The organism is Arcanobacterium haemolyticum DSM 20595 (assembly GCF_000092365.1).
Lineage (GTDB): Bacteria > Actinomycetota > Actinomycetes > Actinomycetales > Actinomycetaceae > Arcanobacterium > Arcanobacterium haemolyticum.
Genome location: NC_014218.1, coordinates 590,976 through 615,554, shown reverse-complemented (window position 1 = coordinate 615,554; position 24,579 = coordinate 590,976). Strand labels below are relative to the sequence as shown.

The 24,579-nt window shown below is 52.4% G+C and carries 23 protein-coding genes, 1 tRNA gene and 3 pseudogenes; 12 read left to right on the top strand and 15 right to left on the bottom strand.

The genetic code is table 11. The features are described 5' to 3' along the window. Window positions 1-377 precede the first annotated feature (377 nt). Window positions 378-725, top strand: a complete 348-nt coding sequence (locus tag ARCH_RS09295; protein ID WP_013169774.1) for a hypothetical protein — start codon at window positions 378-380, stop codon at window positions 723-725. 14 nt (window positions 726-739) lie between these two features. On the opposite strand, the gene ARCH_RS02715 is transcribed toward ARCH_RS09295, so the two are convergent. Both ARCH_RS02715 and ARCH_RS02710 read right to left on the bottom strand, forming a co-directional pair. Continuing rightward, complete coding sequence (locus ARCH_RS02715) at window positions 740-2,134, bottom strand: FtsX-like permease family protein (protein ID WP_013169773.1); 1,395 nt, start codon at window positions 2,132-2,134, stop codon at window positions 740-742. Then, entirely contained in the window at window positions 2,131-2,814 is a 684-nt protein-coding gene (locus tag ARCH_RS02710; RefSeq protein ID WP_041640323.1) for an ABC transporter ATP-binding protein, read from the bottom strand. The genes ARCH_RS02715 and ARCH_RS02710 overlap by 4 nt, the downstream gene beginning before the upstream one ends. Before the next feature lie 327 nt (window positions 2,815-3,141). Here ARCH_RS02710 and ARCH_RS02700 point away from each other — a divergent pair, with 327 nt between their 5' ends. From ARCH_RS02700 to ARCH_RS02680, 5 genes are all read left to right on the top strand, one after another. Then, the gene (locus ARCH_RS02700) at window positions 3,142-3,870 is read left to right on the top strand and encodes a sensor histidine kinase (RefSeq protein WP_013169771.1); all 729 of its coding nucleotides are present in this window, start codon (window positions 3,142-3,144) and stop codon (window positions 3,868-3,870) included. A 4-nt stretch (window positions 3,871-3,874) separates the two neighbouring features. After that, window positions 3,875-4,552 (top strand): response regulator transcription factor, encoded by a 678-nt coding sequence (locus ARCH_RS02695; protein WP_013169770.1) that lies wholly within the window; start codon window positions 3,875-3,877, stop codon window positions 4,550-4,552. Window positions 4,553-4,634: 82 nt separating this feature from the next. Beyond that, window positions 4,635-4,708: transfer RNA gene (locus ARCH_RS02690), tRNA-Gly, on the top strand. 986 nt (window positions 4,709-5,694) lie between these two features. Next, window positions 5,695-6,582: a sensor histidine kinase gene (locus ARCH_RS09290; RefSeq protein ID WP_138975051.1), complete on the top strand. Its 888-nt coding sequence runs from the start codon at window positions 5,695-5,697 to the stop codon at window positions 6,580-6,582. Between the two features lie 7 nt (window positions 6,583-6,589). After that, on the top strand, window positions 6,590-7,249 hold the full coding sequence (locus tag ARCH_RS02680) for a response regulator transcription factor (RefSeq protein WP_013169767.1): 660 nt from the start codon (window positions 6,590-6,592) through the stop codon (window positions 7,247-7,249). A 239-nt stretch (window positions 7,250-7,488) separates the two neighbouring features. On the opposite strand, the gene ARCH_RS02675 is transcribed toward ARCH_RS02680, so the two are convergent. Both ARCH_RS02675 and ARCH_RS02670 read right to left on the bottom strand, forming a co-directional pair. After that, window positions 7,489-8,259, bottom strand: coding sequence for a hypothetical protein (locus ARCH_RS02675; protein WP_197712417.1), 771 nt, complete (start codon window positions 8,257-8,259; stop codon window positions 7,489-7,491). 216 nt (window positions 8,260-8,475) lie between these two features. Then, window positions 8,476-9,225 (bottom strand): phage portal protein, encoded by a 750-nt coding sequence (locus ARCH_RS02670; RefSeq protein WP_013169764.1) that lies wholly within the window; start codon window positions 9,223-9,225, stop codon window positions 8,476-8,478. A 34-nt stretch (window positions 9,226-9,259) separates the two neighbouring features. On the opposite strand from ARCH_RS02670, the gene ARCH_RS02665 reads away from it, so the two are divergent. Next, entirely contained in the window at window positions 9,260-9,991 is a 732-nt protein-coding gene (locus ARCH_RS02665) for a DUF1643 domain-containing protein (protein WP_013169763.1), read from the top strand. 59 nt (window positions 9,992-10,050) lie between these two features. On the opposite strand, the gene ARCH_RS02660 is transcribed toward ARCH_RS02665, so the two are convergent. The 6 genes from ARCH_RS02660 to ARCH_RS02635 form a co-directional block, all read right to left on the bottom strand. Then, complete coding sequence (locus ARCH_RS02660; RefSeq protein WP_041640319.1) at window positions 10,051-11,655, bottom strand: terminase large subunit; 1,605 nt, start codon at window positions 11,653-11,655, stop codon at window positions 10,051-10,053. Between the two features lie 29 nt (window positions 11,656-11,684). After that, window positions 11,685-11,972, bottom strand: coding sequence for an Nmad4 family putative nucleotide modification protein (locus ARCH_RS02655; RefSeq protein ID WP_013169761.1), 288 nt, complete (start codon window positions 11,970-11,972; stop codon window positions 11,685-11,687). 103 nt (window positions 11,973-12,075) lie between these two features. Continuing rightward, the gene (locus tag ARCH_RS02650; RefSeq protein WP_013169760.1) at window positions 12,076-13,326 is read right to left on the bottom strand and encodes a site-specific DNA-methyltransferase; all 1,251 of its coding nucleotides are present in this window, start codon (window positions 13,324-13,326) and stop codon (window positions 12,076-12,078) included. Next, on the bottom strand, window positions 13,323-13,601 hold the full coding sequence (locus ARCH_RS10435; RefSeq protein WP_041640318.1) for an HNH endonuclease: 279 nt from the start codon (window positions 13,599-13,601) through the stop codon (window positions 13,323-13,325). The genes ARCH_RS02650 and ARCH_RS10435 overlap by 4 nt, the downstream gene beginning before the upstream one ends. 177 nt (window positions 13,602-13,778) lie before the next feature. Continuing rightward, on the bottom strand, window positions 13,779-14,639 hold the full coding sequence (locus ARCH_RS02640; protein WP_013169758.1) for a methionine adenosyltransferase domain-containing protein: 861 nt from the start codon (window positions 14,637-14,639) through the stop codon (window positions 13,779-13,781). Window positions 14,640-14,718: 79 nt separating this feature from the next. Next, a complete protein-coding gene (locus ARCH_RS02635; protein WP_013169757.1) occupies window positions 14,719-15,291 on the bottom strand; it encodes a P27 family phage terminase small subunit in 573 nt (190 codons plus the stop codon). Window positions 15,292-15,315: 24 nt separating this feature from the next. On the opposite strand from ARCH_RS02635, the gene ARCH_RS02630 reads away from it, so the two are divergent. Next, on the top strand, window positions 15,316-15,975 hold the full coding sequence (locus ARCH_RS02630) for a hypothetical protein (protein WP_041640316.1): 660 nt from the start codon (window positions 15,316-15,318) through the stop codon (window positions 15,973-15,975). A gap of 340 nt (window positions 15,976-16,315) precedes the next feature. Continuing rightward, window positions 16,316-17,227: a hypothetical protein gene (locus ARCH_RS02625; RefSeq protein WP_013169755.1), complete on the top strand. Its 912-nt coding sequence runs from the start codon at window positions 16,316-16,318 to the stop codon at window positions 17,225-17,227. Between the two features lie 858 nt (window positions 17,228-18,085). On the opposite strand, the gene ARCH_RS09600 is transcribed toward ARCH_RS02625, so the two are convergent. The 4 genes and pseudogenes from ARCH_RS09600 to ARCH_RS02610 all read right to left on the bottom strand — a co-directional run. Further along, window positions 18,086-18,439 carry an HNH endonuclease gene (locus ARCH_RS09600; protein WP_013169753.1) on the bottom strand — a complete coding sequence of 118 codons (354 nt, stop codon included), beginning with the start codon at window positions 18,437-18,439 and terminating at the stop codon, window positions 18,086-18,088. A 139-nt stretch (window positions 18,440-18,578) separates the two neighbouring features. Next, window positions 18,579-18,839 (bottom strand): hypothetical protein, encoded by a 261-nt coding sequence (locus ARCH_RS10295; RefSeq protein WP_231957960.1) that lies wholly within the window; start codon window positions 18,837-18,839, stop codon window positions 18,579-18,581. Continuing rightward, window positions 18,818-19,033, bottom strand: coding sequence for a hypothetical protein (locus ARCH_RS10290; RefSeq protein WP_231957961.1), 216 nt, complete (start codon window positions 19,031-19,033; stop codon window positions 18,818-18,820). The genes ARCH_RS10295 and ARCH_RS10290 overlap by 22 nt, the downstream gene beginning before the upstream one ends. Further along, a pseudogene (locus tag ARCH_RS02610) lies at window positions 19,024-20,058 on the bottom strand (SNF2-related protein); the annotation flags it as partial. The pseudogene ARCH_RS02610 and the gene ARCH_RS10290, both read right to left, overlap by 10 nt. Window positions 20,059-20,295: 237 nt before the next feature. On the opposite strand from ARCH_RS02610, the pseudogene ARCH_RS10285 reads away from it, so the two are divergent. The 3 genes and pseudogenes from ARCH_RS10285 to ARCH_RS02595 form a co-directional block, all read left to right on the top strand. Next, window positions 20,296-21,376: pseudogene (locus tag ARCH_RS10285) on the top strand (IS110 family transposase); the annotation flags it as partial. Then, window positions 21,366-21,950 (top strand): YcaO-like family protein, encoded by a 585-nt coding sequence (locus tag ARCH_RS10280; protein ID WP_261974471.1) that lies wholly within the window; start codon window positions 21,366-21,368, stop codon window positions 21,948-21,950. The pseudogene ARCH_RS10285 and the gene ARCH_RS10280, both read left to right, overlap by 11 nt. Next, on the top strand, window positions 21,950-23,245 hold the full coding sequence (locus tag ARCH_RS02595) for an MFS transporter (RefSeq protein ID WP_013169752.1): 1,296 nt from the start codon (window positions 21,950-21,952) through the stop codon (window positions 23,243-23,245). The genes ARCH_RS10280 and ARCH_RS02595 overlap by 1 nt, the downstream gene beginning before the upstream one ends. 107 nt (window positions 23,246-23,352) lie before the next feature. Here ARCH_RS02595 and ARCH_RS02590 read toward each other — a convergent pair. Next, window positions 23,353-24,574, bottom strand: a pseudogene (locus tag ARCH_RS02590) (IS3 family transposase). Between the last annotated feature and the right edge of the window lie 5 nt (window positions 24,575-24,579).

Sequence of the window (24,579 nt, the reverse complement as noted above, 5' to 3'; positions counted from 1 at the left end):
GGCGATCATGTCAAATACGAAACACACCCCACCCGAAGATCAGCGTACCAGCCGACACCAACACCATCGGTATCAGATTTTCTTCTATCCAGACTCCTCTTCCCCACATACTTAGTCAATCTTTTCACAATGGCGTAATGCGTGAACAAAATGGTGGGGCCGCGTCGGGAAGAGCGCGGCCCCACTGTGGTGGCTATAAGGTGGTGTGAATTCGCAGCCGTCACAACTGCCGACGCCACCAAAACCCATTCCCCACATTGTTTGAATGCAGGGAACAATATTATTTGCTATCACAGAACACTATACTAGATCCCCCGCGCTTCATGCAGGACCAAAGAACTGATATTAAAATGAGGACACACACGAAAGGACCACCAATGAAACCTATACGCTACAAGCTCGATTACGATTGGGTGTGGTCACACAACTCACTCGGCACACGCACATTACGCTTAATCATCAAAGATGATGATCCAGCAAAACTTCGCACCGCAGTCACCTCCTACATCCGCTCCCTTCCAACAGACGCCAACGGAATCGCTGGCCGAGGCGGATGGGCTATCTACCCAAACGTGAACGAATCAACGCCGAACGCGATCGTCATCGATATAGTTTCTGGAGGCGAAGACGTAGCCGACGGAATCGAAGACGGCGCCGACTACGCCTACAACCACCTACGCAAAACTGCCGGAATCACACTCGAATGGCGCCAGCTCGAAGACTGACGCCATTTCACAACCTAATCGTTACGGCGCACCCGCTCATACACAACCTGGTACTGAATCGGAATGGTAACCGCAACCGAAAGCGCAGTCAGGACAAGCCCGGATAAAATCATCACACCCATCACATTCAAATTCGACCAATTATTCAACACCGGATTCGCCAACGCAGGAAGCAACGAAAGCGCAACCAAAATCGCCGAAACTGCAACCAAAGGTAACAACACCTGAATAAAACGAGCCCGAATCAACGTAGTAACCGGCGTTCCCACATGCACTAACGTACGCGCCTCCCCAGCACGATCAAACACATCCGACGATTGGTGGATCAACGTTGATACCGCGCCAATAATCAACGCGAAAGCAAACGCAATCATCACACCTTGCCGAATATCATGCGCGATCATTTCCTGAATACTCGCCCCAGTGCTATCGACGTCCTGACTCAAAGTCACAAACGATAGGGTTGAAGCCAACGTCGCCACCACACCCATCAACGCGATCGCACTAATATTGCGCCACGCCCCGCGCGAATCAGACACAACACGACGGATCCCCACCAAAAGAGCAGGAGAAGACGTGAGAACCAACGGACGCATCGTCAACTGAATCAACAACGGACCCGCAAACGAAATCCCGCCAATAAAAAGCAAGAACGTAACGCCAATCGAAATAATCTGACCAACTGCAACCTGGCTAGGCGAAAAGAGTGACGTCATATACAACACCCCCACCAGAGTCGCTGCCAAAACAGCCATCCGCCACATCTTTACACTCGGTGGAATAATGCGATGTGCAACCCCCAAAGGCGAAATAGACACACGTTGCAAACCAATAACGGTAGAAAGCGCAGCAATCACCGCCATAAGGAAGAAAGTCGCACACAATGCCCACCAAGGCAACAACATCTGAGACGGATTAATCGGTAACGTCCCAAACGTCAACATCTTCCACGCAGGAAGCGAACCAAAATACGCCACAAGACCAATCACAAAACCAAGCGACGCCTGCAAAACACTCTCAAGAACCGACATGCCTAGCACTTGACGAGAGCTCATACCAATCAGACGCAACGACGCCAAACGCCTCTCACGGCCACCAGCGCCCAAACGCGCAGCGGCACCGCCCAACGATAACAACGGAACCGTAAGCAAAGCAAGCGCCACAACCGCCAACGCAAAATACGACTGCCCCAGGCCATCATTCAAAATACCTTCACCAAAACGCGAAGCCACAGCCGCATTCACCGCATCAGTATTGTGCCAGAACATGTAAACGCCACCCAACGTTGTGAGCGTGAGCCACGACGAAAAAGAAAAAGCCACAACCGCCAACACGTCCAACACACCAGTGCCAGACCGCGCACGAAGCCGGGCTCGGGTAAGCATACCCGCTAAACCGAACGTATTCATCGCGTAACCGCCCCATCATAGTGAATCAACCCGTCACGAATTTCAATCAAACGCTCACACCACGATGCAACTTTTGTATCATGCGTAATAACAACAAGCGTGGTGCCATTCATCTTCGCGGTAGCAGTAAGTAGCTGCATCACTTCGTGGCCTGTAGCCTGATCCAACGCCCCCGTGGGCTCATCTGCAAACAAAACGGCAGGATCATGCACCAGCGCACGCGCAATCGCAACACGTTGGGCCTGACCGCCAGACATTTCACCCGGCCGTTTATTCGCTTGGCTACGAACGCCTAGCCGCTCCAACCAACTATCTGCTGTTTTCATTGCTTTACGGCGCGAAATACCCGTAAGAAGTAACGGGAACGCCACATTTTCTCGGGCAGTTAGCTCCGGAACCAGCTGGCCATCTTGAAATACGAAACCCAGCACGCGGCGGCGCAACTCCGATCGCTTGGCATCATTTAGGCCAGACACGGCAATAGAACCGATCGTTACCTGCCCCTCATCCGGGGTAAGAATTCCTGAAAGTACATGGAGAAGCGTAGATTTGCCCGAACCCGATGGGCCCATAATCGCCACATGTTCACCATGTGCAATATCAATATCAACACCAGCAAGTGCGTTGACGTCACCATAAGTCTTGTGTAAACCGCGTCCGCGGAGATTCATTTCGTTCATAGTGTTTATTCTGCCCGCCATGCACCGCCATGCACCATGGTGCTACCTCTCTAGTTTTCGGTAGAGCTAAGTCTACCTTTATCCCTCCTTTTCCGAGGCCTCCCTCCTTACCAGCACCTTTCTATCTTCCAGGCGGCGCCCGATCGGCGGCTGGGAGAACAGGAGGGCGATATAGGGCGCTGCTGTGTTCCTGGTCGCCGATCCAGCCCCGGATACCCCAGATACCTCCTGATCCAGCCCCGGATACTCCAGATACCTCCTGGCCCAGCCCCACCGCGAAGTAGAGCACCCCTCCACTCGCCTCATCTTCCCCGTACGATAGATTCCATGTGGTTATCCAAGAAGCACAGGCAACGTCCTGTGGCAGAAGAAATCGCCAAACTGACTGAATCCCGCCGGGAGATCGTTGCGGCGTTTGAGATCGAGCGCCGCCGCATCGAACGTGATCTGCACGATGGCGCCCAACAGTACATTGTGGCTACCGGGATGGCTTTGGGAGAGATGGAGCTGGTGGTAGCAATGGCAGATCTGCCGGCAGAGTTGGCAGATCTGCCAGCGATTATTTCGCGCGCCCAGTCCGCCAATGAACGGGGCTTGGCGTCCTTGCGTGAAACGGTAAACAATGTTCATCCGAAAATTCTTTCGGATATGGGGCTGGAATCTGCGGTTCGTGATGCGGCGGAGCGCAGTGAGGTAAACGTGCGAGTGAATGTGCCGCACCCGCTGCCACAGTTGCCGGAGGGTGTGGTGGCTGCGGCCTATTTTTTGGTGGCTGAAGCGTTGACGAATACGGCGAAATATGCGCCTCATGCTTCCGCGAGCGTGATGTTAGCTGCCGATACTGATCTGCTGGTGTCCATTGTGGATACGGGGCCAGGTGGAGCGGTCGTTAAGCCGGGGCACGGGTTGGGTGGGATGCGCGAGCGGTTGGCTGCTTTTGGAGGCAGTTTAGATGTGCGATCGCCGGCGGGCGGGCCTACGGTTGTGCAGGGTAAGATTCCGCTGTTGTTGCGGACGGGTGAATCGTCTGTGGTTTTGGATGATGTTAAGGAGTGAGGGTATGAAAATTTTTATTGCCGACGACGCTGCTCTCATGCGCGAAGGCCTTTCTGGGATTTTGCAACGGGTTGGATTTGAGATTGTGGGCCATGCGGAAAATGCACCTGATTTAGTGGCTGGGGTTCGTAGGATTTTCAACGATGGTGGTGTGATCGATGTTGTTCTTACCGATGTTCGGATGCCTCCTACTTTGACCGATGATGGATTGCGTGCGGCAGCTGAACTTCGGCATGATTTCCCGGATTTGGCTGTGTTGCTGTTGTCTCAGTATGTTGCTCCGGCGTATGCGACTGCGTTGTTTAGTTCGGATGATGGCTTGGCGCGTGGTGGTATTGGGTATTTGTTGAAGGAACGGGTATCGAAGATTACGGATTTTGTTGCATCGTTGACTATGGTTGCCGGCGGTGGCGTAGTGGTTGATCCTGATGTTGCGGCGGGGCTAGTTCGGGGGCGTTCTACAGCGTTGGCTGGTTTGACTCCGCGTGAACGTGAAGTGTTGGAGTTGATGGCGCGTGGCTTGTCTAATTCGCAGATTCAAGAGGTCCTCTTTTTGTCTGCGGCGGCTGTATCGAAGCATGTAGCGAATGTGTTTACGAAGCTGGATCTTCCTCCGGGGGAAGATAATCGCCGTGTTCGAGCAGTGTTGACGTATTTGACTGAGGTTGGCGAACGTCCGTAAATGTATTTGTGTAATAACCCTTTGCGTCAGATGTGACGTAGAGAGAAAAACGTTGTATAGTGAAGTGGTTGCTTCGCAATATGCGGGTGTAGTTCATCGGTAGAATGGCAGCTTCCCAAGCTGCAGAGGCGGGTTCGATTCCCGTCACCCGCTCCACTATGACGTCGAAAATGATAAGTGCCCTTTTGCGTTAGCGAGTATCGCTTAGGAGGGTGTGAAAAATCGCTTGCGTTAGCGAGTGTATAGCGCGTTAGCTCTGACCTGCGGAAACGCTTCCGATTCACTATGTTTTCTATCTGTTGCAGTTTTAAACAACTAAGAATCCTGTTGATGCTTGTGCATCAGCACTTTGAATAAAGGGCGTTACTCCTTTTCTATCAGCAGCAAGTGTTCGGTACCGCAATTGAGTATTTACCCTGATTTGCTTACCGTGCACTCATGAAGAACCTCGTATTCCTTGGTCAACCATCTCTAATACGGGGGCGAGATCCAGTAATCTTGCTGATAAATCAATAAGTAGGGCACTCACGTATCATCGTGTCACACTGATATTCGTCAGAGTAGATCGCCCCCTAACGAACATCAGTGTTTTCCTTTACTACGGCACCGCTAAACTTCATTTGTACAAGCAGAGAGCACTCACGAGAGAATGCCGTTTCCACGAGAGTGTTCTGCGCAAGCGGAGAGAGCTAAGGAGTGTCTCGTGAATTTTTCGCCGTATTCCTGGAGATTAGGAATGACAAGTCTGGTTCTGAGTATGGGGCTCACAATGTTCCCATTACCCGTAACAACCGATTCTGCTAACGGATTCACCCCTCACGAGTTAGCAATCACCGCCCTTTTGCCGACGTGGAAGCCCGTGAAGTGCTTTTTATTCCCAAATCTGTCAGAATGTAAGAGTGCCCATAAGTAAGACAAACTGGCGCGTCCGGCAAACAGTACAAGCTCTCCCGTCAGATGCATTTCCATTACACCTGTTAGGCAATTTCACGTATCCGCTTATTGCCGTAATATTCGTGTTTGCAGAAGGATTAATCAATCCCTCAGTTACTGCTTTTGATCGTCCACAATTGTGGATTATTCTCACCTTTGGAACACTCCTCGCGACAAGCGCGTGGACACCCGTCGCGCAGATTCTGTACATGATCTGCTTCGCAGCAACTTCTTACTGGCCTGCTACCGCAGACCTCACGTTTCCTGTACTTGGGGTCTACATTATCTGCATCGCTTGGATTATTCGAGGCTGGATGATTCCAGCTTTCGCTACGCTAGCCGCCGTTGGGATACTACTCGTCAACTCCAGTTCCCGTATGAGTTCCCAGATCATCAGCACACTAGTGATGTTTACGCTGATCTCTTCAACAGGTTTGGTGCTGCGGTCTCTGGTTCGCAAAATACACACGTCTGCTCAACAACTCCGCGCAGCCCAGGAAGCCAGCACCGCAATTCGTGCGGATCTTGCCACACAACTTCATGACACCATCGCAAAAGATCTGGCTCGAATCTCGATTACCACACAAAATATCGCACTCAACCATCCCGATCTCGCCAACGAGCTCGTTCCCCTAGCAGACATAGTGCAAAACATGGCCCGTCGAATTCGCCCTATCATCTTGGATCTTGATGTTCTGGCAAACCGACATAGCCTAGATCGGTCCATTGCGATGTCGGCACAGATGCTCACCACTCGTTCCATCACACTAAGCACTGATAGTGAGGCAAACCTCGATGCCAAGCTCGATCGAGAAACCACCACTCTAGCCTCGCTCTTCGTGCGCGAATCTGCTACAAATGCGCTCAAGTACGCGCCGTCCGCAAGCAATGTTGATCTCATTATCGAGTTAGCCCCAGAGATTCTTAGCCTCACTATGCGAAACGATGTTGCTGCTTTACCTCAAGCAGGGTCAATAACAGGCGGTTTCGGACTTTCTAACCTTCGACAACGCATCGAAGCCAGCGGCGGGAGCCTTACGTTCGTTCATAACGACAACGAATGGGTCATCATCGCCTCAATCCCCTATTCGAGATGAGAAACCAATGACTGAATCACTCCGAATCGTGATCGCTGACGACGACGCAATCGTCCGTAGTGGCCTTGCTAACCTACTGAACCATCAAGATGGCATCAGCGTTGTAGCAACAGCGGCAAACGGGTCCGAAGCGCTGACGGCGATTTCACGCGCACAGCCCGATGTCGCACTTATCGACGTCGATATGCCCATTCTTGACGGAATCTCCACCGCGAAAATCCTCTCCCAAGAATACCCGCGCATCGCCATCGTCATGCTCACTGCATTCGAACACGAAGAATCCCTTGCCAAATCACTAGCAGCGAACGCACGCGGATTCCTTACAAAAGACATTCCTGCTGCGCAACTTGCCGAACTTATCAAGCAAGCACACGCAGGTATGAATGTCATTAGCCCCCGCCCCACGCAAATACTTGCGGAAGCCTACATAAAAGCCCAAGCGAACCAAGAAAAATACCAAGATTTCATCGACACAATCGAGCACTTGCCACGCTATCTGCGCGCAGTCTTTAACCTCGTCATCAAAGCCAAACCCAACAAAACCATCGCTAAAGAACTCAACATCACCGAAGCAACGACACGCGCCTACATCAGCGAACTCTTCACAGCCACAGGCTTTACCAACCGCGGCGAACTCACCATCACCGCACTCAAAGCTGGATACTAGCAGCACGCCACTGCTAGTAACGCACTAATACTTCTCGGGCGAACAGCCACCTAAGCCATCCGCCCGAAAAGTGATAGTGACGATCAGGAATCAATCCTTTTTCTTCGAATGAATATACCTCCATACTCCAACACATAGGACGATCAAAGCGATAGCTACCATAATAGACACAATGATCGCTAGAGATCCTGAAAACACAGCCGCATTCATGTCAGTTTTCCTTCCTAAATAATCTCGGGTTAGTTATTGGTCGTATATGCAGTTGAGCCATTAACATTCGCCTGCATCCAAGCGGTCCATCCCGCTGGGAATCCCTTAAACGCCACATCAAAATCTGCGGACAGACGGACTTGCGTGTTGCTTATGCGGTCAAACCGAAAGTTACTGAGCGACCCTCCAAAAATGTGATGAAAGTATGACCGGTAACCAGTGATCTTACTACCGATATCGCGAATCGATTGATAATCAAACAAGAACCCCATTCTCACAACAACAAGATTTACATCTGCCGTGCAATTCTTCCAGTAACTTGCATAATTACCACCAGATGAATATTTGCATCCATAAACGCTACGGAATTGTGGTGTCTCGTTAGCGCTATTAGTAATGGATTCCTTCTTGGCTGCTTCTAGGTTAGAGGTAGTCTCTACCGCGATGGAACCATCAGAATACGTTCGTATGACTTCAACAACGTCCCCCAAGTCCTTGCTGGTAGTTGATATGGGCTGCATGCCTGACTTCATTGAATCCAGCAACTGACCAGATTCATACTTCTCAACGAGTGCCCGTGCAATAGAGTCATTAACGCCGTAGTCGACAAACTCGTCGATTATAGATTGCCTTTCAAAATCTGTGAGAATGATACCCTTATCCGCCGCCACAGCAGGTTTATTATCTCCTAGAGTATGACTAACTCGGTAAGCATTCAGATTTGTAGATCCTTCAACTGCCAAAGCTGGGCCTGCTGTCGTAGCGGCAAGCATCCCAGCGGTAGCTAATCCAGTGCCCACATAAGCGAAAATTCTCCTCGTTTCCATATTTATCACTCCCTTGTGACTTGAATATCTGTGACCACCGTTTCCCTTATACGGTACCGCGCACATCGAAAACGTGCTATTAGTAAAACACTGCACCAGCTTTGCGTAACACTGATTGTTGTCAGGGTATTCATGTCGAACTTGCGAAAACATCGGCAACAACTGCCTTGCAAGCTAGCGTTTTCACCCCTAGAGCCAGATCGTCACTTCCTCGCCAACTCGGAACACGAACCGGATCGTATCCTCGGTGACGATGGCGTGGTCGATGAGTGCGCTCCACTGCGCGGGCTGAAAATCTCTCACAGGTTCGCCCGCCAGATCATTCAGGGTTGTGGTGATGGCGGCGTGCTTGGCAGCGTTCGCCATCGCAATCGGACTATAGCCAACCAGCCCGTCAAAGCCCAGCCCTGGAATATGGAGCACGTCGCGGGCGGCCAGGGTGACGTTTTCAAATCGCCCGGTTGGTTCGTCCCACGTACGCTGATACTCGTAATAGAGTCGCCCGGCCTCATCCCTTCCCACGGTCATGCGGTTCGGCATGAGCGGATACAAGCCAATCACTTCATCTTTACCGTTGCGCAGCACTTGGGCGAACGCATTACCCCAAAGAAGCAAATGCGTCATCAGAGTTTCCCTAAAGACAAAGGATGTCATTTCAGGGTTCGGCTCATCATGAAGAAGCCGATACAACGGATGATCGAGCGCCTTCACCTTCGCACCATCAGCACTCTGCTGATAGACTTGTAACGGCAGCCCAGCAATCGCCTCGGCGAGGATACGCACGCACGAGTAGACGGCGGTCATTTGCATCGCAGAGCGCTCCGTTACCGGACGACCCGATGAGGTCGCTCCGAAAAAGAACGAGTACCCACCACCCGTCAGGGCATGGTGGTCAGCCTTACGAGCGGAATCGCCACGCAGCCAGGAAAGAAACCCCATTGAAATCCCCCTCAAGAATCAGGAAAATGAATCCATGACGCGAAATAGTTGGAAAACCGCACTCAAAGAAGCTCTAGAAAGGGAAGACCCTGATCAGAAGCTCAAAGGCCACTCGATTTTTGCGCGCGTTAACAACGAGTCCAGCCCGAGTCTTGAGATCGTTCCTGACCCCGCGAAGCCAAATGAACTTCGGTTGCTATTAACGCACTATCGCCCAGAAAAACCTAAGGGCGATCATGTTGTCGTGATCGGGATGAATCCCTCGAACGCACGTGCTTTTTCAGGACGGGTCCAAACCGAGAGTGGGTGGGTGCCGGCAACGGACCAGACGACACTTATAGTGGGAGGGTGGCTCCACAACACCGAGCTGGACAACACGCAGCGTCTTACGATGATGAACCTTGTACCCATTATCGACAAGAATAGCGATGCAGTTCAGCAACGCATCAATGACTGGACAGGACCAAATCTCGAACAGATTTTCAAAGAAACCCTTGAAACAATCCTAGAGTCCTCAAAAACCTCATCACAGAATGTCCGAATCATTTGCGCCTGGGGATCTTCAGCCAAACACGCATGGGTAAAACAAGGCGAGAAATGGTTCACGGATTTTATTAAGTGTTCGCGCAATCACCACATTACTGATGGCATCCTCGTCTGTCGTCTCAAGTTCAAGAAAAAGACTGACACTGAACCTGCGTATCCTCCGCATCCCATAGGCAGCTGGGGACTGAATGATGGCAACGATCTCATACCCTTCCCCTAGGCAGCTTGAGACTGGATGATAATGGCAACGATCTCACGTGCGTGCCTGTATAACCAAATTCAGATAAGCAATAGTCCGCGCTCGTCGTAGACGGAACCGGCGTGGTGGTCACTGCCGTTTCGGATGGCGCGGTCGAGCGCCATAATGGTGGCCACCACGCCGTCGATCTTCTCGGTGCTCTTTTGTTTGTCGGGTTTGATATTGCCTGCCGGGTCAGTTCGCACGTGAATGTTGTCGACCATCCATGACAGGACTGGATGCCCGCCATGAGCCAGGTGACCTTCGAGTGCGAGCTTCATCAGCTCCTTCGACGGTGGGCTCATATCCTTAAACCCCTGCCCGAACGGAACGACGGTGAAACCGAGCGCTTCGAGGTTTTGGCTCATTTGCACAGCACCCCACCGGTCGAAAGAAATCTCCCTGATATCGAAGCGTTCGCCTAGCTGTTCAATGAAGGCTTCGATCGCGCCGTAGTGGACGACGTTGCCTTCCGTGGTTTGCAGAAACCCTTGCTGCTCCCACAGGTCGTAGGGCACGTGGTCACGGTTAACGCGCAGTTTGAGGTTGTCTTCGGGTATCCAGAACCACGGTGCAATCACATAGGGCTCGTCGCCGGTTTGCGGTGGGAAGACGAGCACGAACGCCGTGATATCCGTCGTTGACGCAAGATCCAGCCCGCCGTAACACACGCGGCCCTCAAGGTCGGACAGGTCAACAGGTGCGTTGTTAGCGTTCCAGACGTGCATGGGCATCCACCGCACGCTTTGTTTGACCCATTGGTTGAGGCGTAGTTGTCGGAAGGTGTTTTCTTCGGCAGGGTTTTGCTTCGCCGAGTTGCAGGCGACCTGCACCTTCTCGACAGGGATAGTCACCCCGAGACTCGGATTTGCCTTATGCCACACGGCCTCGTCAGTCCAGTCATCCTCACGGCCAGCACCGTAAATCACTGGATAGAACGTCGGGTCAATCTTTTTGCCTGCGAGGATGTCTTCGGCTTTCTCATGCTGCTCATAACAAATACTGTGCGTGTCGGTTCCTGCGGTGGTGATAAGGAAGTACAGGGGTTGGGTGCGGGCATCACCGCTGCCTTTGGTCATCACGTCGAACAATGCCCTGTTGGGTTGGGTATGCAGCTCGTCAAAGACGACACCGGAGATGTTGAACCCATGCTTGCTGTATGCCTCCACTGAGAGGACTTGGTAGAAGGAGTTGGTGGGCTTGTAAATAATCCGCTTTTGCGAGGCAAGAATCTTGACACGCTTGGACAGGGCGGGGCTCATGCGCACCATGTCCGCCGCCACCTCGAACACAATGGATGCTTGCTGGCGGTCTGCCGCGCACCCATACACTTCGGCGCGTTCCTCGCCATCGCCACACGTCAGCAGCAGCGCGACCGCAGCGGCGAGCTCACTTTTGCCCATCTTCTTGGGTATCTCGACATAGGCGGTGGTGAATTGGCGGTAGCCGTCTTCTTTGACGGTGCCGAACAAGTCACGGATGATTTGCTCTTGCCAGTCGATGAGCTGGAAGGGCTGTCCTGACCAGCGGCCCTTCGTATGCTTCAAAGCTTGAATGAAGGCGACCGCGAAGTCGGCTTTACGCTTGTCATAGCGTGAACCATCAGCCATGAACCGAGTCGGTGTGTAGGTGTCGAGAGTGCGCATCACACCCTTCAGGCTCCTTCCTGTGCTGGCTAGTTAGTGTGGGCAAGCGCCCAGGCGATGGCGTGGCCGGCGTCTTCGAACAGTTCGTCAGCCTCGGCGACCAGGGTAAGTTCGCATTCAATGAAACTGCGGGCGTCCGGTCCCCAGCCGCCGATGGGCTGCTCGGCGAGCTTGTAGACGCGGGCGTCGTTTCCGATCCGGCCTTTGCCCAGGTGGCGATAGACCGAGGCGAGCACGAAGTCTCCGTAGGCGATCACCGTGCCGTAGCTGTCGGTCGCCATCTGCAGCAGCTCCATCGTGACCTTGTCGTTGTTCATGACCTCGCTCCTTTATTTCTTGTTCGGTCATGTACATACAGCCATAGGTGCGGGTGCTTATCCAGTCATTTTCGCCCTGAATATCAACGACAAAGAGAGATGATCATCCCTGCCGTTCAACATCCTTCACCACATCCAGATACGCGAGCTGTTTACCGTCGCGTAGGCAGGTAATTCCTGCTGCGTCCCCGGTGTGTTCGGCGTAGCGGCGCAGAATAACGCTCGCGTATTTTTCGTCAAGCTCCATCGCATGACAGATGCGGTCGGTTGTCTCGCACGCCATCAATGTCGAACCTGAGCCTGCGAAGGTGTCGAGCACGATCGCGTTGGCCTGGGTGGAGTTCTGAAGCGGATACGCCAACAAGTCCAGTGGCTTGCTGGTTGGGTGGTCAGCGTTGCGGCGGGGCTTGGCGAAGTTCCAGATCGTGGTCTGCTTGCGATCCGCATACCAGCGATGCTTACCGGTCTTGACCCAGCCGTAGAGCACGGGTTCGTGTTGCCATTGGTAGGGAGAGCGTCCGAGGACAAGGGAATCCTTGACCCAGATGCAACATCCCGACAGGTAGAAACCAGCATCTTGAAAAGCGCGGCGGAAGTTCAAGCCTTCAGTGTCAGCGTGGAAGACGTAGGCGCTCGCGCCTTTCTCACACACCGCCGCCATGTTCGTAAACGCCGATAGCAGGAAGTTGTAGAACTTCTCGCGATCCATTTTGTCGTTCTTGATGGACAAGCCCGAGCCTGATTCGAAGGCGACATTGTATGGCGGGTCCGTGAGCACAAGGTTCGCGCGCTTCCCATCCATCAAAGCCTCAACGTCGGTTTGTGAGGTGGCGTCGCCGCACACCAGTCGGTGGCGGCCGACTGCCCAGATATCCCCGCGCTCAACGAAAGCGGCCGCTTCGAGTGCGACGGTGAGGTCGAAATCATCATTGGCCACCTCACCCTCATCCAATGAGCCGATCAACTGCTGGATTTCGGCGTCGTCGAAACCGGTCAGTTCAGCGTCGAAATCACTCGCGTCCAGATCAGCAATCAGCAGGGCGAGTTTGGACTCGTCCCACTCGCCGCTGATCTTGTTCATCGCAACGTTCAGCGCCTTTTCGCGCATTTCGTCAAGCTCGACGACGACGCAGTCCACGGTTTCTTGTCCCACGTGTTTGAGAACGGACAGTCGCTGATGACCAGAGATGACGGTGTTGTCGTTCGCCGCGTTAACCACCACTAGCTCGACGTAGCCGAACTCGCTCAGGGAGCGCTTGAGCTTTTCAAACTCAGCATCGCCAGGCTTGAGTTCCTTACGCGGGTTATATGCGGCAGGCCGAAGATCAGCTATCGGTAGCTGCTTGATTATCATGGACATAGGTGGAGCCTTTCTTGAATAAGAAGTTGGCTGATGCCCCAATCGCCAATAAGTTCGTAGACACGTTTCGTTTCTGCTTCAACCTTCGGGTGGCACGAGCGGCAAAGAACTGCGAGATTATTGCCCCAGCGCTCGCCTCCACATTTGGTTGGGATGATGTGGTGCACAATGAGATTGCGCCTGCTTCCACACCGTCTGCAGATCCCGCGTTTGCGAAGCTTTTGAGAGAGTTGCTGCCAGTGATAGTCATAGGGACCATACGTGCGCATCGCCTGAGGCCTGCCGAGACTTTCTTTCTAAACTCAGGATCTTTGTTCTTTTCAATGAGGTCTTTGCGGCTCTTTTGCCATTCATTTTGACAAGGCACTGAACAAAAGAATTGAGAAGGCACCCGATTTCGGGCATACCTACGCGTTCCCCGCACACCGCATGTGGCGCATTCGTATTCAACCTTCATGTCTTGTAATCGCTTTCTTTAGCGCGTCAACGTGAGCGAACGAGTTTTCCCAATGCAGACCTGTGTGGCCGAAGTGTCCGTAGGTTGAGTACCTTGTAAAACCAGGCTTGCGAAGGTTCAAAGCATCGATGATTCCACCGGGGCGTAGCGGAAACACCTCGGCTGCGGCCTTGGTGAGGATCTGGTCGGAGTATTCGCCTGTGCCGAGCGTGTCGATTTGGAACGCGACTGGATCAGCCTTCCCAATCGCATAACTGATCGCCATCTGGCATTCGGTGGCGAGGCGGGCGTCGACGATCGTGCGGGCGATCAGGCGCGCCAGGTACGCGCCCGTCCGGTCGACCTTGGACGGGTCTTTACCCGAGAACGCGCCACCGCCGCGCGGGCCGAGCCCACCGTAGGTGTCAACCATGAGCTTCCGTCCCGTTAGCCCCGTGTCAGCTTTCGGGCCGCCAACCGTAAACATGTCAGAGGGGTTGATGAGAATCTCGGTGTTGGCACTGATCGGCAGATACGGCTTACGCGCGGGTGCAACGATGAGGGTTTTCACCTCCGCCGCAAGCTCATCCAGATCCTTCGCCGCGTCGTGTTGGATCGATACCACCACGGTCTCAACCGCCACGGGACTACCAGCAGCGTCGTAGCGCACCGACTCACGAATACGCGGACGAACCTTCGAAGTAATCTCACCAGTCACAATAACCCTGTGGCCAGATGCCATCACTTCTACTGCAACGCGTGCGGCTGGGTCCTCGTAGAGAATGTCGTCGAGAATGGTGTCGGCGATTAGGTCGCAGAGCTTATCGGGATGGCCGATACACACGGCCTCAGCAGTCTTCGTAACAGACATACATACTCACTTTCCAAGGAATCGGGACATAGAAAAGTGCCCACCCATCTCGGGCAGGCACACGAAAATCAAAGGGGTGTTAGGAGCGGGCTTGCAGCAGGCGCTCCATCACCTCATCACCTGGAGCCGCCCCCGAATAGTCACTAGTGCAGTTAGCCCGCACAATCTCAAAAATCTCATACCAATACACGTTCGCTTGCTTCTCGAAAGACTGGGACATCGCAACGAAAGGATACGCGATCGCAGCCCCTGTGGTTGGGTGTTTGCCGAGCAGGCCGAACTTGGAGATCGCTTGCTCGCATTGCACATAGCGTGCGAACGCCTGCGCATAGGATTCGATCAAGCGCGGTGTGACGAACTGCGAACACCCACGAGCGTCGAGCCATTGCCATGTTTCCCGGTAGACGAGGTCAGCGCCCAGGGGTTTGCCGTCACGCTGGATGTCAGAGAGGTAGTCCGAGGGTTCGGGCATGGTCTCGCCAGCGAGCACCGCACCATCACCAACATCTGCACCAATGAAGTCAAACGGCTCGTTCAGCGGATCATCAAGCCGCGTGGTTGGGCGGCCTGCGGCGAGCTTCTCGTTCAGCGGCTCTGGTTTCGCTCCTGCTCTGACGCGGCGCCCACCGCGATTGGTTCCATCTTTCGCCACTGAAGTAAGCCTTACTGTTAAAATATGATTTTGAAAATGGTTCGAGAGATTTTGGTAAGTATGCGGACAAATCGTACGTATTCCAATCGCAACGCTGTACGGCTGTGTTTTCTGCTTGCCTCCCTGCTGGGTCTTCTCATGTTTGTAGCGCAGGTTTATTATTCAAAAGGTGGTGTGGTGCGGGGTGCTCCTATCCTGCTAATAGGAAAACCTGTCAATATTCTGCTACTTCCTGCCGCTATTTACCTAGTTGTGTCAGTTTTAGCTTTAATCTTGCTTATCACTACGCTGAAGCAAACAAATAGTGACATTAAAAAGAGACGGGTAAAAGCAATTCTCATGGTTGCGTTCCTAACAGGCACAGCAGCTTTTGCAGGGACTGTCATTAACATGGACAGTTACGGCATAGTTCCTTCTAAGCAAGACGATACCAATTGTCGAGTTATCTATTCGTGGGGAAATAGCTCGATGCATCACAGATTTGGGCGATTCTATACCATGTCGAACAATTTTCATCTTGGCGTCAAAACGCCGTATTCGTGGTCGGCCAAAGGCTCAGGAAAAATACATGACACCGCTTGGGAAGTGCGCTGGGAATCAGGATACGGGACACTCCACACTTATTCGAGTATCGGAATAGACCCTGACACAGATATCCCAGCGCGCTTCACCTGCGACGAGTGAATGTGCTTTAGCCTTTACTTAGACACGTTGCATAGATGTATGCAAGACGATTCGCTTCGCTTTGATCAGGCAAACGATCAGCATGAGCAGCCATAGTGAGCGGACCTCCCAAAACTGGAACTGTGGTTCCAGCCCAACTATCGATTAGATTCCAGAAAGCCTTTTTCAGATTATCTGGTGGGCGAGGATTACTTTTATTGTAACCTGGAATACATTGACAATATGTCCCACGTCACATAAGCTAAAGTAGTGTAGCTAAGGTAGTCCAGCCTTAGAGGGTCTCGGCTACCCCTCTTTCCGACACTCAATCTCGATATCGGCCAAACGAAAGGAATGGACAATGAGTGGATCGTCAAATAGTGTGTCAGCGGAACACGGCAACTCAAAACGGCTTATCGTCGCATTGTTGTTTGTGTCGATTGGATTTCAAGCTCTAGCATTTGCAGTTCCGGGGGATACTTTCAGCTTAACCTTCCGGCTTGTTGGAGTACTGTCACTTGTTGTGGCTATTTCTTTAGGCATGAAGAGTAAGACTGAAAACAAGCCTTTGCTTACTGTTGGGATTGGCGTGGTTACATGTTTGACTGCTATTGCTTTAGTGGCAACACAGACTTACGCTGCTCAAGCTGCAGGGTCGGATAATTATTCTTCTATTAGGTCAGAAACAATCACCTATAAGGAACCAGACTTGAACGCTATTGCGAACACTAACAAGTCGCTGGTTGAACTTAAGGGCGTGGATTTAGAAGAACAAGTCCTCTCTGCCAAAGAATTGAAGTATTCGCCAAAGAGTGGCGCAACCCCTATGTGGTCTGCTGCGCAAGCTTATACTCTTGATTCGAAGAAGATCGTAGCTGTACCACTTGAGTCAGAGCTGTCCCTCGCAAACAAGATTTTGTTTATATGGGAGAACGGTAAACTTGTGACGCAGGAAGTCTATGGTGAAATGCTGTCTGACAACAAGGTTCAGGTTCGTCTGTGGAACGATGGCAAGCTATCGGCAAATAAAACGGTTGTGAATCTCGATACCGGAAGCAAGGGAGGAATTGAGCCGCTAGGCATGAACTGGGGAAAGCTGAACCAGTGTTTGAACAGTATTGGGATTAATTGGGCAGTACTGGCAGTTATCTCAGTTGCATGTGGTTGGGCCTGCGCTTTGACCGCTGGTGCCGGATGCATTTATTGTCTTAGTGCCGCCACGGGTTGGACCGGTGGCAGCATCTCCAGTTGTGTATATCGAGCGTGGGAGTAGATTCATCGCTTCTAATAAAACCGAAGAGGAATTAACTGCAACGATAAGCACGAATGGAGCGCTAGTCAGATAGCTATTGATATATTGCCGACGGTAAACTGGGTTCTCTTGTTGAACTATCGGTTGAGTTCGCGCAATAGTAGCAAAAGCCATCTGCTCACCCTAGTTTGGGCGTTATTTCGCAATGAGATAACGCCCAAACTTTTGTGCCTACCAACGAGGAAAACACCCCCCCCACCGAACAAAGTTGCCCCCAAACCAGGTTTGTATCAAAATGAGAGTGTAAGTAACCACAAGGCTCCTTGGATAATGCCATGCACGTTACTGCTCGAATCGGTTTTGCTGATTCCGTTCGGCCAACGATTCTTGAAGCGTGAGCGTGTCCCATCCGGTTCGACCATTCTCTAGAACCGAACCCTGTTTTTGTTTTATATGTGGTATTTAGCCACTGCTGGGTTTTTAGCACCATCTGATCCATGAGAAAACTCCTCACTCGATTTATTGATATAAAAAACCCAACACCCACACCTCTTCAATAATTAGAAAAGACGTGAATGCTGGGGGCCTAATAAAACCGCTTAAGCCTTTGTGTCGCTACTGAGAGACAACCAAGGCTTCGCAACAAGTAAAACCGCAGGTAGGTTAATACCCTGTTTGATTCAGGAACTTTGCACGCGGTTGGCCCCGCCCGCTGACCTTCCCAACACTTGTAGAGATCGGGAGCCCCAACCCCTCACCACGCTTTCGACGTTGCCCCGTGTCCAACGAACATCATCAAGATGGTTTTGAGAGGTTCCAGATGATCGACGCGGCAGCGGGCAACGTGTGGGCTCGTCAGTAGGTGTAGACCCTGGGTGTTCACCTCCATCGGTCATCGTCCAAGGATGTCTGTCTCGAGTGGCAGGGCTTACACAGCGAGCGAAGGTTATCAAAGTCGTGGGTGCCGCCGTGTTCGAGCGGGAGAACGTGGTGGACTTCCTGCACGGGTGTGTAGCGACCGGCTTCGAGGCAGTCTTCGCAGAGCGGGTGCTGGGCGACGTAGGCAGAGCGGATCTTACGCCACCGTGAGCCGTAGCGGCGGTTGATCTTCGGATCACGCTGATACTTCCGATACCGAGCGTCCTCTGCCTTGGTGTGGGCCTCGCAGTAGCGTTCGTGGGTGAGCTCAGGGCAGGCGGGGTGGGAGCACGGGGAGGCGGGTTTGATTGGCATCGCACTGGCTCCTTTCCCTAGCATGGTGAAGCCCCAAGTTCCCGTGTGGGTTCTTGGGGCTTCTCCTAGTTTTCAACCACTTACATGTTCTCACACCGATATGCGGTTTTCTATCGCATGTTTCGGATACCCGCTAACGCTAGAGCTGTCCATACAAGGCGGTGGCGAACCTGTCGAGGGCCCGGTTCTTGCGCCGATAGACCGTGTCACGCTCGACGTAGAAATGATCGGCTATCATCGACACCTTCTCATCTTGCCTCCCCTCGCTGAGGAAGAAGCCTTCGAGGATGAAGCGGTCGTCTTCAGCGATGACCTCCCACGCAGGCAAGAACCAGTCCATGTACTGGCGAGCCTGTAGGTAGCGAGCCTTGTACGCATCTATTCGCTCAATGCTCGCCACGATCCGATTCTCCGAAGCGTGCAGGTCGCCTGATGGTGGTGTGCCATACGTGGGGATGCTGGGCTCGCTGCATCAGCATAAGCCGCCTTGATCTGCTCGTCGGTACTCTCGATAATCTGTTCCATCACCGCATAATCCTGCAGAGCGGCGATCGCAGCTTTCCTTGTGGCGAGGTATTTCGTCATCACATGCATGAGCTTGTCCTTTCAGTGGTTGTGCGGATTTCGTATACGACCGCGTCAATCAACGCAGCCTGCGTAGCGTCTTTCGCATCAAGAGCTTTCAGGACAGCTTCATCGAGCGTTCCTTCAGAGATCAGGTGCGTGATGGTGACCGGCTCTAACTGGCCTTGCCGATAAAGCCGTGCGTTCGTCTGTTGATAGAGCTCCAGACTCCAGGTCAGTGAGAACCACACCAGCAGATGCCCGCTCGCCTGCAAGTTCAGCCCGTGGCCAGCCGACGCGGGGTGAATCAGTCCGAGGGTTATCTCGCCCTGGTTCCATGCCTCGATATCGGCCGAGGTCTTCAGCTCGCGAGCCTGCGGGAAGCGGGAGACGATGCGTTCGCGGTCGTGAGTGAACCAATAGGCCACGAGCAGTGGATTGCCGTTGGCTGCCTCGACGAGGTCTTCGAGAGCGTCGAGCTTCCGCTCATGAACCGCCGTCCACTGACCATCGCCCGTGTAGATCGCGCCCGATGCCAACTGCAGCAACTTGCCCGACAATGCAGCAGCATTCGCAGCGTCGATTGTCGCCTCACCGAGGTCGAGGACAAGATCAGATTTCAACTGCTCATACATGCGTCGTTCTTTCGGCTCCAGCACCACAGGCATTGTCGTCACCGTCAATTCCGGTAGCTGCAGGTGGTCGGTGGTTCTCATCGACAACGTCATGTCACCAATCGCCGCATAGATCTCATCCTCAGCACCCACACGGGGCTTGTAGCTGAACACCTGCATCCCGTTCCTTTTGTCGGGTACGAACCAACGATCGCGATAACGAGTGATGAACCTGCCCAAACGCTTGCCGCCGTCGATGAGACGGAATTGCGCCCATACATCCATGAGCCCATTCGACGCGGGCGTTCCGGTCAGCCCAACCCAGCGCTTAACGTGCGGCCGCATTTTCACCAATGCCGTGAACCTCTTCGCACGATGGTTCTTGAAAGAGGAGAGTTCGTCGATGATAACCATGTCGAACGGCCAGCTCCCGTTACTTTGTTGAGGAGTCCTGATTCCTGGGATGATGGGCTTGTTGGCTGGATGGCTCCGGCATGATTATTTTCCCCTGTCTATTTAATGATCCGGGGGTGCCACCGGGGCTGGACAGACGCTTTCGTGATTGCTCATCAGGGGCGTGGTCGTTAAAGACCTGTCGTAACGTGGGTGTAAGACGGATGCGTTTGCCTACACGCCAACATGAAACCACCTGTTTCTACCTCGAAGGCGAGGCGCACAATGTCACCGGAAGATTTCGATATGTGGCTTGGTATCGATGTGGGAAAGACCGATCACTGGGCAACTGCTGTCAATATGGCAGGCGAGCTGATCTACTCCCACTCACTACCGAACGACGAGATCAAACTCCGACAAATTTACACTGAGCTCACCGCGCAAGGCCGAGTGCTGGCGGTAGTGGACCAGCCAGCAACCATCGGTGCTTTGGCTGTTGCGGTTGCCCAAGCAATGAATGTTGCCGTGGCGTATTTGCCAGGATTGGCAATGAGGCGGATTGCTGATCTCTACCCGGGCAATGCAAAAACGGATCAACGAGATGCGTTCATCATTGCTCAAGCTGCACGAACGATGCCGCATACACGTCGGACTCTTCGTGCTTTGGACGAAGACGAAGCTGAACTGGGAATGCTCACAGGCTTTGATGACGATCTAGCTCGGCAAATCACCCAGACCCGTAATCGTGTTCGCGGGTTGTATACACAAATCCATCCCGGACTTGAACGCGTGATTGGGCCACGGACCATCCAGCCATTTTGGCCGTGGCCCAAACATGGCCTGTTCCACGTGCGTTAACCAAAGCTGGTAGAGCACGTATTGGTGCTAAGCTCAAGAAAAACGGAGCTAGGCGCTGGCAGGTCTGGGCTAATGAAATCATTGAGGCGCTAGCCACACAGACAGTGACTGTTACCGGCACCAGCGCAGCCGCAGTGGTTATCCCTCACCTAGCTACTACGCTTCACGAGCTCTACAAGCAGCGGTCAGATATCGAGAGCCAGATTGAAGATCTGGTGACCGAGCACCCTCTTTTTCTGGTCCTCACCTCCATGCCCGGAGTTGGGGTGAGGACCGCAGCTGTGCTCATTGCCGAAATGGCGGGCAAAGACTTTGAATCTGCTGCCCACCTCGCCTCCTACGCTGGACTAACACCTCGAACACGACAATCAGGGGCTTCAATCAAGTCCGAGACGGTCTCCCACACCGGCAACAAACGCCTCAAACGGGCTTCCTCTCTGCTTTCGCATCCTTACGGGCAGATCCCGTCTCCCGTCGGTACTACGATAAGAAACGCCTTGCGGGGAAGCACGTTACTTTCATTGTTTGAGGAATTGACGGTAGAGCGTGGTAAAAAAGGTGATTTGTTATTACTAGATTCACAAGCGGGTTTTGTCGTATGCGCAATGAGCGAACCCGAAACAGATGGTGAAGCTGAATTAGGGTTTGGAGCGTCACATTCCTTGAGAATCGCTTCTGAAAGAGCAATCACTGAATTACAACAAATACGATCGTCAATAACGCATGGCTCAACGTGGGCGGACAATGGTGCTTCCACTTCTGGTGAGCTCGATGAGTACCCAAATATGAAGAAATTAGCTTCTCGCCATTTTCAACTTCCAAAACGTGGCGGTGAAACGGTTGAAGTCCCCCTCAATGTCGAGTTTACGGGATCTCCGGTTATTCAATTAAGAGAAAATGGATACGTCCCGCTGGGGAGAATGATTTGGAGCGATACAATTGATATTGGATCAATAATAGTGGCTCAGGCAGTAGTTCCTGGATTAGAGACATTAAATAATTTGATTTTTAATCGCCCGATTCTGCCTCTCGGGAGATTACGATCTGCCTCCAGTATCGACTTTTTACTGAAAAGGAAATAATGAATTCATTTGTCCAGTCTCAAGGGAAACTGCTTAAAGCTCGTCGTCTGATAATTATTGGCTTGATTGCTTCTGTATTTGGCAATTATGTCGTTGAAGCCGGATTCAGTGCTTTCACAGCCTCGGGAACTATAGCTGTCTCTTCCTTAGTTCTTTTGAAAACCATTGAACAAATTATTGTCTTTGCATTTCCACTTTATGCACGGATTGTTGGGAAATTCAGCCCCGATAAAGCGCTTATCACTGTGGACCTCACTGAAGCAGGAATGAGCGCACTGGCATTATGCTTGACGGTTATCAAACCAGAGTTCGCCATAGGCTGCTTATTCCTTTATATGCTGCTTGACGCTCTAGTAGCGCCTGTGAGCGATTTAGCAGATGAGTTTTACGGGGCTGCACTCGCTGAGATTGACGAAAAGGCGGCACTGGCTTTTAATGCAACGTTGTATTCGGCTCTTGCTTTTCTGGGGTTTGTTGTTGGCGGTCCTCTAGGGTCTTTTTTTGCTTCGGTTTCTGTTGAGATTCTACTGCTTACCAACATAATTTTGTCCTTGTGCGGTGCAGGACTACGAGGTTTTGCACGTACTAAGTTTGCGGCTACGCCGATCCTCGAAATTGATGATGAAGAATATCTAGCGACAGGTTCGCGTTTACCCGTGAAAGACTTCGTAAGAGATTTATTTGTTTCTGGTCCGGCATCGCCTCTCCTGTCTCTATTAATTAGAATCGCTAGTGCGATGACTGGCGAGCTCTTTTTGCTGTGGGTGGCAGGAGTATCTGCAGAAAGAAACTCAACTCTAAACGCTTTCTCTGGAATGGCGATAGTACTGGCAGTCTTTGGGTTTGGAGCGATGCTCGGGCCATTAGTGGGGCGTTGGCTGAGGAAAATGAGTTCCGCAAGAATGGTGCTTTTTGCATCGGCCATATTCGCAGGCCTGCTTATTTTACTCTTCGCTTGTTATGAAGCAATCGTTGGTAGCAAATTAGTTTGGGCCCTATCGTTGGTTTTTCTTATCACCGTGCTTAATCGTGCTCGACTCGTTGTTCTTGAAACTTATCGACAAACAGAGTTTAAAGGAACTAGGTTCGTTCGCATTATGAGCTGGTCATACTCTTTCGGTGCCCTCGGAACAATCCTAGGTCTCCAGATTGGATACTGGCTCAAGCTTGCCTCGAATCCGGTTCCATGCCTGTTGGTAGGTGGGGTCCTGTGGATTTTCATCGGAATTATCGTAAATCTACGAATTGGAATTTCGAAAAAGACTTCACAAGGTGTGTTATGTGAATCACAATGATATTGGGTTCGATAATCATTGGGCCGTACACAGTGTACAGTATCCCAATTTAGTGTTTAGGAGCCAATATGGGTAACACAAAGTCTGAAGTGCCTCGGGTTTACTTCCTAGGCGTTTGCCCTGGTTTTCATTTTCTCTGATGTGCTCGCGATGCGCCAGTAGTAGTTCTCAACCTCGACCGGGGTGCGGTAGTTAAGGGCTTGGTGGAGCCGGGTCTGGTTCCACCAGGTCACCCATTCGAAGGTAGCGATCTCGACCTCAAGAACGTCTTTCCATCGATGGTTATTGATCAGCTCGTTCTTATATGAGCTGTTGACGTTCTCGGCTAGTGCGTTGTCGTAGGAATCCCCAACCGTCCCGGTTGATGGAGTGATACCAGCATCTGTGAGCCGATCGTTATACACAATCGACACATACTGCGATCCGTGGTCTGAGTGATGTATCACCCCGGCCGTTTCCTTCGCGCTCGTGATCGCCTGATTCAACGCCTGCAACGGTAATGCCTCGGTCCGCATGGAATCTGATAGTGCCCAGCCCACGATCTTGCGAGAGAACACGTCCGTCACAAACGCCGCATAAACGAACCCTTGAGCGGTTCGAACATAAGTAATGTCCGCGACCCACAGCCGGTTCGGACCAGCGGCGTGAAACTCGCGATGAACCAAACCTGGTCTGGTATCTTCCCTCCGGGCTTTGTGTGTCGTGATCGGGGAACGTCCCTTGCCCTTCCCGGATACTCCTGCCAGACGCATGAGCCTCGCGGTCTGCTCGCGGCCGACCCGCACGCCACGGCGGGAGAGCGCGTGCCACATTTTCCGCACACCGTAGACACCATAGTTCTCCCCATGGATCTGGAGAACCTTGGCAACCAGCTCACGGTCCCAGACGCTCCTAGCGCTCGGCGTACCATATGCGTTACGATAGCCGCGGGAAGTGATGACACTCTCCCTGACGTTGCTCATTTAACGTCGCACAAATGAACACGGGCTGTGAAACGATCACGATACTCGTCAATAAACGCGATCAAATACGGACGTTGGGGGCCTGGTTCTGACGCGAAAAAAGCCGACGCGGCCTTCAACAACTCGTTCGTATCGCGCAGTTCTTGATTCTCCCGGCGCAGCCGAGCATTCTCAGCCACAAGGTCTTCCTCAGCCCGTGTGACCTGACCGGTCTTGCGTGCTTGCTGTAACGCCGGGCAGTGTGCCACGAAACCCCAAGCTTGGGCGCGACTACCTGACACGCGTCTTGAATCGAGAGCCCCTCAGCAAGGATCCGATCCTCCACCAACCAGACAACCCGATCCTTCGCTTCCTGATCAAATTTCATGCGGC